The organism is Geobacillus sp. 47C-IIb (genome assembly GCF_014679705.1).
Lineage (GTDB): Bacteria > Bacillota > Bacilli > Bacillales > Anoxybacillaceae > Geobacillus > Geobacillus thermodenitrificans.
Genome location: NZ_CP061473.1, coordinates 3,407,856 through 3,421,554, shown reverse-complemented (window position 1 = coordinate 3,421,554; position 13,699 = coordinate 3,407,856). Strand labels below are relative to the sequence as shown.

At 50.4% G+C, this 13,699-nt stretch carries 15 protein-coding genes and 2 pseudogenes; 7 read left to right on the top strand and 10 right to left on the bottom strand.

Translation table 11 applies throughout. The features are described 5' to 3' along the window. Positions 1-4: 4 nt before the first annotated feature. Genes IC804_RS17170 through IC804_RS17160 form a run of 3 tightly spaced genes read left to right on the top strand, consistent with a single transcriptional unit; the run spans position 5 to position 2,349 of the window. Positions 5-259 (top strand): FeoA family protein, encoded by a 255-nt coding sequence (locus IC804_RS17170; RefSeq protein WP_011887275.1) that lies wholly within the window; start codon positions 5-7, stop codon positions 257-259. After that, on the top strand, positions 252-986 hold the full coding sequence (locus IC804_RS17165) for a FeoB small GTPase domain-containing protein (protein ID WP_008879390.1): 735 nt from the start codon (positions 252-254) through the stop codon (positions 984-986). The genes IC804_RS17170 and IC804_RS17165 overlap by 8 nt, the downstream gene beginning before the upstream one ends. Continuing rightward, positions 955-2,349, top strand: coding sequence for a nucleoside recognition domain-containing protein (locus IC804_RS17160; RefSeq protein WP_008879391.1), 1,395 nt, complete (start codon positions 955-957; stop codon positions 2,347-2,349). Before IC804_RS17165 ends, IC804_RS17160 begins: the two co-directional genes overlap by 32 nt. 165 nt (positions 2,350-2,514) lie before the next feature. Here IC804_RS17160 and IC804_RS17155 read toward each other — a convergent pair whose 3' ends face one another. The 5 genes and pseudogenes from IC804_RS17155 to IC804_RS17140 all read right to left on the bottom strand — a co-directional run bounded on the left by IC804_RS17155 (position 2,515) and on the right by IC804_RS17140 (position 4,857). Further along, positions 2,515-3,141: a histidine phosphatase family protein gene (locus tag IC804_RS17155; protein ID WP_008879393.1), complete on the bottom strand. Its 627-nt coding sequence runs from the start codon at positions 3,139-3,141 to the stop codon at positions 2,515-2,517. 192 nt (positions 3,142-3,333) lie between these two features. Further along, positions 3,334-3,786 carry a GNAT family N-acetyltransferase gene (locus IC804_RS17150; protein WP_008879394.1) on the bottom strand — a complete coding sequence of 151 codons (453 nt, stop codon included), beginning with the start codon at positions 3,784-3,786 and terminating at the stop codon, positions 3,334-3,336. Between the two features lie 56 nt (positions 3,787-3,842). Further along, positions 3,843-4,142, bottom strand: a complete 300-nt coding sequence (locus IC804_RS17145) for a DUF5634 family protein (RefSeq protein WP_008879395.1) — start codon at positions 4,140-4,142, stop codon at positions 3,843-3,845. A 56-nt stretch (positions 4,143-4,198) separates the two neighbouring features. Beyond that, positions 4,199-4,454 (bottom strand): annotated as a pseudogene (locus IC804_RS19150) (EAL domain-containing protein); the annotation flags it as partial. A 253-nt stretch (positions 4,455-4,707) separates the two neighbouring features. Beyond that, positions 4,708-4,857, bottom strand: a complete 150-nt coding sequence (locus tag IC804_RS17140) for a hypothetical protein (RefSeq protein WP_155121003.1) — start codon at positions 4,855-4,857, stop codon at positions 4,708-4,710. A 28-nt stretch (positions 4,858-4,885) separates the two neighbouring features. On the opposite strand from IC804_RS17140, the gene IC804_RS17135 reads away from it, so the two are divergent. After that, positions 4,886-5,236 carry a hypothetical protein gene (locus IC804_RS17135; RefSeq protein ID WP_035499172.1) on the top strand — a complete coding sequence of 117 codons (351 nt, stop codon included), beginning with the start codon at positions 4,886-4,888 and terminating at the stop codon, positions 5,234-5,236. Between the two features lie 165 nt (positions 5,237-5,401). Here the strand turns inward: IC804_RS17135 and IC804_RS17130 are convergent, their stop codons facing one another. The 3 genes from IC804_RS17130 to IC804_RS17120 all read right to left on the bottom strand — a co-directional run bounded on the left by IC804_RS17130 (position 5,402) and on the right by IC804_RS17120 (position 7,895). After that, positions 5,402-6,070, bottom strand: a complete 669-nt coding sequence (locus IC804_RS17130; protein ID WP_008879397.1) for an NUDIX hydrolase — start codon at positions 6,068-6,070, stop codon at positions 5,402-5,404. Positions 6,071-6,345: 275 nt separating this feature from the next. Beyond that, positions 6,346-7,083 (bottom strand): IucA/IucC family C-terminal-domain containing protein, encoded by a 738-nt coding sequence (locus tag IC804_RS17125; RefSeq protein ID WP_008879398.1) that lies wholly within the window; start codon positions 7,081-7,083, stop codon positions 6,346-6,348. After that, positions 7,083-7,895 (bottom strand): ABC transporter ATP-binding protein, encoded by an 813-nt coding sequence (locus IC804_RS17120; RefSeq protein WP_008879399.1) that lies wholly within the window; start codon positions 7,893-7,895, stop codon positions 7,083-7,085. Before IC804_RS17120 ends, IC804_RS17125 begins: the two co-directional genes overlap by 1 nt. Before the next feature lie 169 nt (positions 7,896-8,064). On the opposite strand from IC804_RS17120, the pseudogene IC804_RS17115 reads away from it, so the two are divergent. Beyond that, positions 8,065-9,500 (top strand): annotated as a pseudogene (locus IC804_RS17115) (transposase). Positions 9,501-9,764: 264 nt separating this feature from the next. On the opposite strand, the gene IC804_RS17110 reads toward IC804_RS17115, so the two are convergent. Both IC804_RS17110 and IC804_RS17105 read right to left on the bottom strand, forming a co-directional pair. After that, positions 9,765-10,817, bottom strand: a complete 1,053-nt coding sequence (locus IC804_RS17110; RefSeq protein WP_008879400.1) for a FecCD family ABC transporter permease — start codon at positions 10,815-10,817, stop codon at positions 9,765-9,767. Next, positions 10,814-11,815 carry a FecCD family ABC transporter permease gene (locus IC804_RS17105; RefSeq protein WP_081157537.1) on the bottom strand — a complete coding sequence of 334 codons (1,002 nt, stop codon included), beginning with the start codon at positions 11,813-11,815 and terminating at the stop codon, positions 10,814-10,816. Before IC804_RS17105 ends, IC804_RS17110 begins: the two co-directional genes overlap by 4 nt. 190 nt (positions 11,816-12,005) lie before the next feature. Between IC804_RS17105 and IC804_RS17100 the strand changes: the two genes are divergently transcribed. Both IC804_RS17100 and IC804_RS17095 read left to right on the top strand, forming a co-directional pair. After that, complete coding sequence (locus IC804_RS17100) at positions 12,006-12,977, top strand: ABC transporter substrate-binding protein (RefSeq protein WP_008879402.1); 972 nt, start codon at positions 12,006-12,008, stop codon at positions 12,975-12,977. 163 nt (positions 12,978-13,140) lie between these two features. Next, positions 13,141-13,662 carry a PCYCGC domain-containing protein gene (locus IC804_RS17095; RefSeq protein ID WP_370543778.1) on the top strand — a complete coding sequence of 174 codons (522 nt, stop codon included), beginning with the start codon at positions 13,141-13,143 and terminating at the stop codon, positions 13,660-13,662. Positions 13,663-13,699: the final 37 nt, after the last annotated feature.

Sequence of the window (13,699 nt, the reverse complement as noted above, 5' to 3'; positions counted from 1 at the left end):
TTTTATGGCTAAACGAAATAATCGGTGTCTCTCCGAGATGAAACCGGGGGAGCGATTCCGCATTGAGAAAGTGGCCATTCCTGACGCTGTGCTAAGACGAAGACTGCTTGATTTAGGTTTTGTACCCGGCGGGGAAGTCGAAGTCGGGCAGAGAAGCCCACTTGGCGACCCGACCGCTTATTATGTATGTGGAACAACGATTGCATTAAGAAAAGAAGAAAGTAATTACATTTATGGGGAGAAGATCGGTCATGATTAATGCGACATACACGATTGCCTTGATGGGGAATCCGAATACCGGAAAAAGCACGTTGTTTAACGTTCTGACGGGACTGCGCCAACATACTGGCAACTGGCCTGGAAAAACCGTCACCCATGCAGAAGGAGAATTTGTCTATCGCGGCATAGCGTATCGGATCGTGGATTTGCCGGGCACATACTCTCTCTATTCCAATTCGGCCGATGAAGAAGTGGCACGCGATTTCCTTCTGTTTGAACGTCCTAATATAACAATCGTTGTTGTTGATGCCACAGCACTCGAGCGCAACTTGAACTTGGTGCTTCAAGTATTGGAAATGACCGACCGCGTTATTGTCGCTATCAATCTCATAGATGAAGCAAAAAAGAAAGGCATTCGCATCAACACCAAAAAACTGGCAACCAAACTTGGCGTGCCGGTTGTGCCGATGTCTGCCCGCAACAAGGAAGGAATCGATGAGCTGTTAAAAACCGTAGATGCTTTCGTCCATGGCCAGCTTCACCCTACTCCGATCGCCGTTCCATACAGCGTAGAAATTGAACAAAGCATTGCCAAACTGCTTCCGCTCGTCAAAGAAATCGTGGGGGATGACTATCCGGCTCGCTGGGTCGCACTCCGGCTGCTTGACGGTGATACCTCACTTCTTAGCGCTTTGAACCAGCAGCCGCCACGGCTCACAAAGGAGGAAGCTCCGTATGCATGTTGCGGATCGGTCAAATCTGTTTGATCGTTTAATGGAAGAAGCACAATCGTTGGCACCAGCCGATACGCGCGAACAAATCGTCACCGCCATCTTTCAAACATCAGCCGCGCTTTGCCGGGAAACGGTCACAAATGCGCCTAAGGCCGCAAAAGACCACACTTTGCAAATCGATCGGATCGTCACATCGCGGCGCTGGGGATTCGTCATCATGCTGGCGATGCTCGCCGCTGTCCTTTACATGACGATCGCTGGAGCAAACGTATTGTCTGAATCGCTTGCCCACCTGTTCGGATGGGTAGAACAATATTTGACCCTGTTGTTTCAAGCCGTTCATGCACCTCACTGGTTGTACGGCCTCCTTGTGCTTGGCTTATACCGCGGCACCGCGTGGGTCGTCAGCGTGATGTTGCCGCCGATGGCCATTTTCTTTCCAGTGTTCGCCTTGCTCGAGAATTATGGCTATTTGCCACGCGTCGCCTTCAATCTTGACCGCCTGTTTAAAAAGGCGGGCGCACACGGCAAACAGGCGCTGACGATGGCTATGGGCTTTGGATGCAACGCCGCCGCCGTCATCTCAACACGCATTATCGAATCGCCGCGTGAGCGGACGCTCGCCATTTTGACGAACAGTTTCGTTCCTTGCAACGGGCGATGGCCGACGTTGATTTTGCTCTCTTCCTTATTTATGGCAGCTGGTTATACAGGGAGCTGGAACACACTCGTCACTGCCGCGGTGGTCGTCGCCATGGTACTGTTTGGCATCATCGTCACGTTAACCGTTTCATGGGTCTTATCCAAGACAGCCTTGCGCGGCATCCCAACCCATTACACTTTGGAACTGCCGCCATATCGGCGCCCGAAAATCGCTGAGACCGTCATTCGCGCCACACTGGATAAAACGTGGTACGTACTCAAACGCGCCGTCACCGTTGCCGCCCCAGCTGGTGTCATCACTTGGGTGCTCGGCAACGTCCCCATCGGCGACACAACCGCGCTTTCCGCTTTCGCTGGTTGGCTCGATCCGTTTGCGAAGACCATCGGACTTGACGGCTATATTTTGATGGCTTTTCTCTTAGGGCTTCCAGCCAACGAAATCGTCTTGCCGGTTTTGTTGATGGGGTATTTATCGGCCGGAGCGTTAACGGAAATCGATAGCCTCCATTCGCTCAAACATATTTTTCTCGCTCATGGATGGACGTGGCTGACGGCACTCAATATGATGCTGTTTTCACTTCTCCACTACCCGTGCGGCACGACGCTTGTCAACATTTACAAAGAAACGAAAAGCACGAAATGGACGTTCGTTGCCTTTGCCTTGCCGACAGCAATTGCTGTTGCCGTCACCTTTACGACCGCTCGGCTAGCGAGATGGCTTGGACTCGTATGACTATTGTGACGAAGAAATCAAACTATCACGCTACAAAGGAAACGATATACTTCTGCCATGAAGATCGTTCGCTCCCTCTATTTTTAGGGACAGAGGCGTTCCCGCACGATCTTGCAAACAGCAAAGCCCCGCTTCCAATCACGGGAAGTGGGGCTAGCTATGTGTCTATACTTTTTTTATTTCTTTGATATGAGAAGCGTCACCTTCAACGATAACACGAAATTCATCATGATGCGCCTCAACGATTGTCACGCTCGTGCCGTACATATACGGAGGCGCCCAAAGATCATCGAGCGGCACACCTTTGAATGCCGCTATGAGCGTTTTCAGCACGACACCGTGAGTGACGACCAAGACCGTCTTCCCTTGATGCCGCGCAATGATGCGCTGCACCGCTTCAAGCGCCCGCTGTTGCACGTCCCAAAATCGTTCACCGCGCTGTGGCACATACAAATGGGGGGCGTTCCAAAAATGGTCGAACAAAACCGGATCCATTTGCTGAATTTCATCATGCGTCTTTCCTTCCCAGTCGCCAAGATGCATTTCACGCAACTGCTCGTCTTGATAAATCGGAATGGGCCGCTCACCACGGACGAGTTCCGCTGTTTCGAACGCCCGACCGCTCGTGCTCGCATAAATCGCTGTCAACTCGACCGCTTCAAGCCGTTGCCCAAGCCGTTTGGCGTCTTGCCGCCCTTTTTCGGTAAGCGGCGAGTCTTGCCATCCTTGCATCCGCTTTTCCACGTTCCACTGCGTTTCCCCATGTCTTGTTAAATACAGCGTTGTCGTCATCCTTCTCTCCGTCCCTCTATTCATCATTTCAATTACATATGAAGAAGCGAGTAATTCGGCATACGGTTTTGCCTCCATACTCTTAAGCCCAAAAGCACCCTATGGTTATTTCTCCGTTTCTACGCAAATGACCTGCTTGAACGATGCATCCTTTTTTCGCTAGTTTTGAAGAGTGATAGAAACACCGCATGATCAAATTTCTTTCACCAATGTTATCAACTCGATCTCCTCCGGTGTTTGTATCCGCTCTGTCGCGTAAAATCCATGTCGCTCATAAAAGCGAATGGCTGGCGCGTTGCTGCTTCCGGTCGTCACGATGATGTTACTTGCCGATGGCTCTTGCTTGATGGCAAAATCGAGCAATGCGCTCGCGATCCCTTGACGGAAACAATCCGGGTCAACCATCAGCCGGCAAAGGAAAAGCGTCTGTCCACCCCGCTCGTAAGCGATCGCCCCCACTAACTGTCCGTCGCGAAAATAGCCGAAAAAACGTTCGGTGCACTGTTGCAGCGTACCAACGGTGTCGCGAAGCGGCGGGAGCGCCGTGTTGCCAATGATTTGCGCTTCGACCGCGTACGCACGCTGCTGCAAGCGCAACACCTGAACAGCCGTTTCGCGATCCGTCACGTTGAGTTCCATGATCATCTTTTTCCCCTCCCATTAGCCCAACAAGCGGCCTAGTGAGGCCGCCTGCGGTTCCATCAATGAATCACCTCGTCCATCGCTTCCGGCAGCGAACGGTAACCTTTTTTCTCTTGGCCGTCTTTTCTGACCGTCCATTCCTGCTTTTCGAGCGCCAATTCGCCGCGTTCGTTCTGAATAAACGGCATATGGATCGTGATCATCTCACCATCTTTATTGATCGTATAGCCGACATAATAACGGTTTCCTTCACCGCGCTCCTCGAAAATGCCGACTTGATCAAGTCCGTACGTCTCCATCATCGGCTCGAGTGTGTCGATAAATTCTTCGAGAATCACTCTTCTTGGCGCAAACTCCATCTTTTTTCCTCCTCTTGCACAGTGATCGATTTTAGTGTGCGATAAGCGGAGGAAAATCATGTGCAGAAATGACAAGGTGACAATGGCCGGTCACCACAGACAGCGCGGTTGTACGGTTCGAGCCATTGCTGCAGCTTTCTCGCCTCATGCGAAGGATTCAAGTCACTCCATAGTGGCAATCCATTTTCGAAAGAAGCGACACTTGCGGCTCGGTCTCGATCTCTTCGGCTAACACTTCCATATCCAAGCTTTTTCGCCAAATGAATAGTTGTCTCCACGATCGTCCGCGTCGTTTGAATTTTCAACAATGCCACTATTGACACAAGCCACACCGCTAAAGCCGTGGAATCGTTGGAAACTCCCGTCTATATGGACAGGATGCTGGCTAACTCCCCCCCTATCCAGCGGTGAACATTGTCATGCTTTCCTTTTGAAGATTGTTATTTTCTCTTTCGGCAAAAAACTGTTGATTTTTTATGGACATCCTTAGATGTTAATAACATAAATCTCCAATAAACAGACATAGCATCTTGCATCGTAGGATTGATAGGTTGTTCGATGTTTCTTAGGGGATGACGTATTTTTTATCAACATCAAACTGAATCATCTTTAAGCCAGCATCAATCTTTTTAAGCTGTTGTTCAATTGGCGGCAAATCAATCACAATTTGTTCTGCCCTTCCCTCGCCTTTTTTGTTATTATCATAATGGAGCATAAATCACTTTTTTGTCAATTTCTCTGTCATGCATGAACTTGGAGTGGAGAACATGTTTGATGTGGATCATTTTATCGGTGAACGACAACCGAAACGTGCCAAATGGAACTCTTTCGTCTCCGGCTTTGCATCCTTAGGTATCTTTTTTACAATCACGATGGTAGGCATTGTGATTGCCCCTATTTTCTTTCTCATAGCGGCAATGATCGCATGGGTTCGCAACTCCCGCTACCCCGTTATCAAAATGACTTGCCTGCATTGTGATCGAAAACTGAAAGTTGAGCCAGAAGTCACGAAGTTTACATGCCCGTACTGTTGCATTACCCTAAGAAAAAACGGAGATGTTTGGAAAAAGGGAGATGTTGACTGGATAGAGTAAAAACATATCCAATATTTTTTAAAAACATCACAACAAACATGATAGACTGCTAAATACATCGATTTAAAAAATCTCCCTTCGGAAGCCAAAATATTTGCAAACTGTCTGTCACTTGAAACTGGACACGATCGATGGCTGATATTCGATTTCATCCAATCACGAAATTCATTCAAGAGGTCTATTCTCCTCATTCATTTTTCTGATTTCCTTGTTCTCTTTCAATATACGAGTTATTGTGGAGAAAGACTCGTCCTTTGGCAACCAAAGTTGGCGATTTAGATCCAAACCGGGGGCGCCAACTTCAATCAGTTTTGATAACTCGATTCCACTTTCCACCTTATGCCATTGATCGATCGGACAGAGCAACAAGCCCTTTACATCGTCTCCTGGACAACGTTTGCTCCAATCTTCCAGTTCAGCCAGAAACAAAGCAAAATAGATATACGGGCCTGTTGGAAGACCTGGAGCGTACGGTTGACAAGGATTTGGATTTGCAACTCTTTCCAATAATAGAGGGGCAGGACGGTCCATGACGGATACTTGATAGAGACGTTTAGTATCTTTATCGTGAAAATAGGTAACTGGTGAATGAAGAAGGTTTACTCCTGTGCTAAGTTCTTCTTTGGCTTCGCGTAATGCACAATCCCAGACTGACTCGCCTAGCTCCTGTCCTCCTCCAACTCCGCCCACTCTCCAGCAGGTATTTTCCATATCCTTTGGTAATCCATCTATGTTCAATGTCACAGGCAGACAATTTTCACGAGTGAGAACAACTCCTGCACAAAAGGGCTGGTTGTTGGTGATTTCCCCGATATGTAAAGAGAGTGTTCCCATCGATTTTTCAACTCCTTTACTTACCAATACGATCCCACGGCATTTGGCTAGATTACGATTCTTAACCATGTTTGTTCTTGGCTTGGTCCTCTAGACAAACCGCTCGATTCTCACCGACCAACTTAGCTTATGTAAGAAGCCACGTCTTGTGTTTACAATCTTTTCATACCATCGTTACCTCGGCATAGATCGAAATATACACTATGACCGTCACTTCCGTTTTTAAAAATCAACCAATTCCATCCAATGAAAAACGCCCACTAGCGGCCGACTGGTCATCCAGTTTGCCGCTGGCGGGCTTTAAGCGGACACGTTTGGCAACACGTTCCTCCTTTTGTTTGCACGTACAAGCAGCACGTCGTCCGTTGCATACCGCTCGCTCCTTTAAAGAAGCGGCGGAGCGGGTTGTCTTTTTGGCCAAACAGGCGGCCATCAGCTTCATAAATGAGGAAGCGGAAATCGTCCCGCAGCCGGTCGGCAACCGGGGCAAGCGACTCGTCCTCCAACCAACGTTCATATACCCAGTACACGTAAATCGCGACATTTTCCCATAAGACAAGCGGCGATATGCGCGTCAGGTGCCGCAATTGGGCGATGAGCGGCGCGAACAAACTGGCGAACACGTCATGAACAGCTTGCTCACGCCAGCGGCTGCGCTCAATGTCGCACACTTCCGCTTCCGGCGGCTCAAGGCGAAAACGCGGCATCCACATTTCCCCTTCGTCATCCGTATCCAGCCAAATTCGTCTAGGATCGAGCACAAGCCGCTTGTTCCATATCGACATGGCGTATAAGGCCATCGGCGCCAAAAAGCTTAACCGCTTGACAAGCATCGATGCCGCGACGGCGTCATTCGCCGCCCCCATCTCGTTGCGCACGTGCGCAACATACTTAGCGAGCTGCTCGTCATCATGAAGCAGCTGAGCAAACAACATCGATGACGAGACATTAGCGGTCCCGCTTGAGAAACGGTACGTTTCCAATGCTTTGATTTCTGCTTCGCTTAACCTCATCACGATACGCCTTCTTTCTGTAGAATGTGCCGCCCTTTTCCGTATGGGATGCAAAGCGGGGTGCCAAAGAGCGGGTCGTACGTAATTTGGCAGTCCATCTGAAATACATCTTTCACCAGTTGGCGAGAAATGACATGTTCTGGCTTCCCTTCTGCATACACTGTTTTGTCGCGAATGGCGACGAGATGATGCGCATATCGACAAGCCAAGTTTAAATCGTGGAGCACCATGACGATCGTCCGTTGTTCTTTTTCATTTAACTCAAACAATAAATCTAAAATGTCAATTTGATGTGCCAGATCCAAATACGTCGTCGGCTCGTCAAGCAAGATAATGTCCGTTTCTTGCGCCAGTGTCATGGCGATCCACGCGCGTTGACGCTGTCCGCCGGAAAGTGAATCAACCGGCCGCTCGGCGAGCTCCGTAAGCCCGGTCGCCGCTAAGGCGCGCGCAACGGCACGCTCATCTTCTTCGCTCCATTGCTTTAGCCACGTTTGGTATGGGTAACGCCCTTGCTTGACGAGCTGCAACACAGTCAGCCCTTCCGGAGCTGTAGGCGACTGCGGCAAAATGGCGAGCCGGCGGGCGATTTCTTTGGTCGGCTGTTTGGCAATCTCTTTTCCATCGAGCAAAACGGCGCCGCCTGTCGGCTTTAACAGTCGAGCCAAAGCGCGCAGCAGCGTCGATTTGCCACAGCCGTTCGCGCCGATCAACACCGTCACTTTTCCTTTTGGAATCGTTAAATGCAAGCGATCAATAATGAGCGCTTCCCCGTACGCTAAAGTCAACTCTTTCGCCTGCAGCGCTTCCATGCTTGCCCCTCCCTCATTATGTTTGGTATTGTCAAAAGTTTATCCTCCACACTCACTGTTTTTCATTGAGTTTCAACGGTGAGAATAAAAAAAGCTTGCCACCCCCGTTGTTTTAGGCCATCATTGAGGTAACCCCACACCCAACACCCAAAACAAAGGAGTGACAAGCTTGTTACCTCCATTATTAGCCTATTTGCTCGAAATAATCAAGTCCCAACATCAAATCATTGTCTATTTAATTGGTGCCTTATTAGGAAAATCCTTAAGCCGCAAAGACATGGACGAACCGGTTCGAAAACCGTACCGAAAACTTCAAGTCGATGACCTTCCCATCATCGATGTCCCAGAAACACTCGACTACCGGCAGCTTTTAGCCGACTACGAAGCCCGGCACGGCCGTCCGTTGCCGCCGATCCAACGCCGGGACAACGCTAAACACCGTGTTCCGGATTCGTTGACGTGTCCCCGTTGCCAGGCGCCGTCATCCTACCTGTACACCAACAACGGCGGAAAAGGGCAGTACCAATGCAAAGTGTGCCAATGCCGGTTCAACCATCGAAATCGGTTCAAAAAGCAAGCGGTCTTTCGTTGCCCGCACTGCTTCCAAACGCTTGAGAAAATCAAAGAACGCAAGGACTACTACATCTACAAATGCAAGAACAACGACTGCCCGTTTTACCAAAAGAACCTTCGCCGGATGAGCCAAAAAGAACGCCAACGGTTCCAGCAGAACCCTCAAGCCTTCAAGGTGCGGTATCTGTTCCGTGAGTTTTTGTTTGACTTTCAACCATTGGCCCCATCGTCGCCGAAAAAGCCAAAGGTCGATTTGTCTCGTCTGGCGGTGTCGTCGCACACCCTCGGACTCGTGTTGACGTACTACGTTAACTATGGGATGTCCTCCAGACAGACAGCCGGAATCATGAAGGATGTGCATGGCGTGTCGATCTCCCATCAGACGGTACTCAACTACGCCAATAGCGTCGCGCTCATGATTCAGCCATTTGTCGACCAGTTCCCGTACGAGCTGTCCGGCTCGTTCTGTGGGGATGAGACGTATATTCGCGTGAAAGGACGCTGGCATTACCTGTTTTTTATGTTTGATGCCGTGAAAAAGTGGTGTTGTCGTATCGCGTCTCGCCCCACCGGGATGCGTTGTCGGCCATCCGGGCCATCGATGACGTCCTGCGAAAGCTGTCGTCCATCCCGGACGATTTGTCGTTCGTCGTCGACGGCAATCCCATTTACCTGCTGGCGCAGCACTTTTTTGCCCAGCACGGGATTCCGTTTGACGTCCGCCAAGTGATCGGACTGACCAATGAGGATCCGGTGTCCGAAGAGTTCCGCGCGCTCAAACAAATCATCGAGCGATTCAACCGGACGTTTAAAGGCAACTATCGGCCGACTCACGGATTTGGCGCGGAAGAAGGATCGGTCTCCTTTGTCACGCTGTTTGTGGCGTATTTCAACTTCCTGCGCCCGCACGGTGCACTCGAAGGCCGGGTTCCTGTCGTCATCCCGGAGCTCGCCGATCTGCCCCATATGCCGGCCCGGTGGACGAAGCTGATCGCCATGGCTCAAGATTTCCTCCAACAAGAGGCAGCCTAACTTTTTTGTCCGCCGGAGCCCATGGATCAGAAGAACAGCCGGATTCGGCGAAGCGAACCCTTGACCAACCGAACCTCGTCAAAGGTAAAATTCGGTAAGGGCAAGGGCGGCTTTCCTATGCCCTCTTTTTTGTCCCCGTCGCCCTTGACGTCCCTTTCACACCTTTGGCGGGTGTTGGTCAAGGGCGAATCCGGCTCCAAGGATGCCTTACGATGCTCCATGGGATGGCGGATGTGGAGTTTTCATAAAACTTTTGACGCTACCTTATGTTTTCCGGCTTCGATACAACAAATAAATAAAATATGGCGCACCGAGTGCAGCTGTAAATACACCCGCCGGAATTTCTGTCGGCGCTAAAAGCATTCGCCCGGCGAGATCTGCTCCCATGACTAACACGCCGCCCAACAGCGCGGCCGTCGGAAGCAGCGCACCAAACGCTGAACCAACAAGCCGGCGCGCCATATGCGGCGCCATCAGCCCAACAAATCCGATGCCGCCGGCGAAGGCGACCGCTCCCCCAGTAAGCGCTGTGCTCAGCAAAACAAGTCCTAGACGTTGCCGTTCAACCGCGCTGCCAAGCCCGATTGCCAGCTCATCCCCTAATTCCTGCACATTAACATGCCGGGCCGCGAGCATAACCACAAGAAGCAGTCCAACGACCAATGGCGCCATGAACGAGACATGTTGCCAAGAGGCACCATATACGCTGCCGGTGATCCAAACGTTCGCCTGATTCGCTCGGTAAATCGGCCCGACGATCATCAATAGTGTTGTCAACGCCTGCATCAAGGCGGAAATGCCAATGCCAACAAGCACAAGCCGAAGCGGAACGAGACCATTTTTCCACGCCAACATATACACAACCCAAGCGGCAGCCGTAGCGCCGAGAAAAGCGGCAAGCGGCAACCAGTGAATGCTGACGGTGAGAGAGTTGTTTTCGTCGCTAAACAGCGCCAAAAAGGCGACGACCGCAGCGGCCGCCCCTCCGGTGATCCCGAGCACATCCGGTGAAGCGAGCGGATTGCGCACCATTCCTTGCAAAATCGCACCTGCTGCCGCAAGCGCCATTCCAGCCAGCCAAGCGACCAACACGCGCGGCAGACGGAACGTTAAAATGACCGTCTGGTGAATTTCCTCACCATAGCCAAGTAGCGCAGTGGCAGCTTCGACTGGCGAAATGCTCATCTCCCCGCTGCCGACGCTGACGAGAAAAAGCAAAACTGCAGCTGCCCCAAGCGCAGCGATCACAACAGCAGCTTTTTTGTCATAGAAAAATGATACATAGTTTCCCATTCGGACAGTGATGTATTTTTTCATTTCGTGGTGATCCCCCTGCGGGCAATGTAGACGAAAAACGGAACACCGATCAACGCGGTGACAATGCCGACAGGCACTTCACGCGGCATGAGCACGTAGCGAGCCCCAATATCAGCAGCCAACAGCAAAATCCCACCAAGCAAAGCGCAGTACGGAAGCAGCCAGCGATGGTCAATACCGGCCAGCGCCCGCGCCATATGCGGCACCATGATGCCAATAAAGCCGATCGGACCAGCGACAGCAACCGATCCGCCAGCGAGCAGCACGACTAACAGAGCAGCGGCGGCTTTGATCACATTCGTCCGCTGTCCGAGTCCTTTCGCTACATCGTCTCCCATCATTAAGATGTTGACATGACGCGCCAACAACATGGCTCCGAGCCAGGCCGCTGCCAAATACGGAAAGACGGTTACCAACAATTCCAAATTCCGGCCGGCGACCGATCCGGCCAGCCAAAAGAGCACTTCTTCGAGCGCTTTTTCGTTCATCGCCAACATTCCTTGCGTCAGCGAGGCAAATAAGGCAGCGACGGCTGTGCCGGCAAGCGTCATCTTCAGCGGTGTCAGTCCTTCTTTTCCTGCGGCGCTGATCACAAACACGATTGCCGCCGCCATCGCCGCCCCAATAAATGCGACCCATGACAACATTTGCATGGAAGAGATGGAAAAAAACGTGACCATAACAACAATGAAAAAACCGGCCCCTGCATTAATCCCGAAAATGCCCGGCGAAGCGAGCGGATTTCTCGTCAGCGCTTGCATGAGCGCCCCGGCCATCGCTAAGCTTGCACCGACCGCTGCGGCAATGAGCGCCCGCGGCAACCGGACCGTCGCCACAACTAAATGGGCGTTCGAGCCGTTATTGTCGATCAATGCTGTTATCGCCTGTCGCCAGTTCGTATCAGTATATCCGTATACAATGCTCATCCACATCGCAGTAAGAAGCAAGATGAATAGCCCAATGAGGCCAAGCGCTTTTTGCCGGTTTGTTGCTAACATTCTCCTGAGGTCTCCCTTGCTTCATTAATTATATATCTATCGTTAAGTCTATTTGATAATGACTCTCATCGTCAATAATTTTTTGTGATGTTCTCATATTTTTTAATTTTATATTGACAATGATTATCGCTTTTATTTATTATACTATCGTAAATGAAATTCATTATCAACACCAAAGGGGGACGTAACTGTGAAATTGAAACATCGCTCTCTTCTTTCCGTTTTCATCCTTTCTCTCCTTCTTCTCGCAGGTTGCGGCGGAAAACAGGAAGAAGCGGGCCAATCAGCGAAAGATAACGAACCGAAAGCAGAAGAGAGCTACACGATCGAACACGCCATGGGCACGACAGAAATCAAAGGAACTCCAAAACGGGTCGTCATTTTAACGAACGAAGGAACAGAAGCGCTTCTTGCGTTAGGCGTAAAACCGGTCGGCGCTGTCAAATCGTGGACTGGCGATCCTTGGTATGACCACATCAAAGACAAAATGGACGGCGTCAAAGAGCTTGGATTGGAATCGGAACCGAGCGTTGAAGCCATTGCCGCTTTAAAACCGGACTTAATCATCGGCAACAAAATGCGTCATGAAAAAATTTATGAGCAGTTAAAACAAATCGCACCGACCGTGTTCGCAGAGACGCTGCGCGGCAACTGGAAAGACAACTTTATGCTGTATGCGAAAGCGGTGAACCAAGAAGAGAAAGGGAAGCAAGTCATTGCCGAATACGACAAGCGCGTTGAAGACTTAAAAGCGAAACTTGGCGACAAACTGAAGATGGAAGTATCGATTGTCCGCTTTCTGGCCGGCGACGTCCGCATTTACCATAAAGACTCGTTCTCCGGTGTCATTTTGGACCAACTCGGTTTCGCCCGTCCGGAATCGCAAAACGTGAACGACTTCGCGGAAACAGGCGTGACGAAAGAACGCATCCCGGCTATGGACGGCGACATCTTGTTCTACTTTACATATGAAACGGGGGACGGCAAAGCGAACGAAATAGAAAAAGACTGGATCAACGATCCGCTCTTTCAAAACTTAAACGTTGCGAAACAAGGCAAAGTGTACAAAGTGAGCGACACAATTTGGAACACCGCTGGCGGTGTGCTCGCGGCTCATTTGATGTTGGATGATATTGAGAAATACTTCTTGGAACAACAATAAAGATACAACATGAAGCTGTACAAAACGGAGCACTCCCCTCGCTCCTTTGTGCAGCTTTTTTGTTCGCTTTTGCCGCTTCCCACTCCATTTTAAGGAAACAGCAGCGCGCCTGCCTGACGGCAAGTCCGTTGCCGCCTGGCGCAAAGTATGGTACATTCAAACTATGAAACGAATCGAAGAGAAAGGAAGAAGAAGATTGAAACGTCCGACGTGGATCGCAGCATGCATGTTGTCGTTCAGCGTTCTGCTGTCAGGCTGTGCCGATGACAGCAGCCAAGAACAAAGCCATTCGCATATAACGAAAACCGCCAACGGCGATATTCGTGAAACAACGAAATCGATTGAGCATTTGCCAAGCTTTTTAAGCGTGTTTGAGGAAGACATGGCTGTGTTGTACCAACAAGCCGCCGAGCACCGCGAACTGCTTGAGAACATCCCGTGCTATTGCGGCTGCGGCGAAGCAGCGGGGCATAAAAACAACTACGACTGCTTCGTCTATGAAAATAAACAAGATGGATCAATCGTTTGGGATGACCATGGGACGAAATGTGGCGTCTGCCTAGAGATCGCCGCTGAGTCGATCGCCGCTTATGAAGCCGGAAAATCGGTGAAAGACATCCGTCACATGATCGATGAAAAATATAAAGAAGGCTATGCCGAGCCAACGCCGACAAAGCCACTTTAATATCGACAAAAAAGCGCCGACTTCGGCGCTTTTTCTA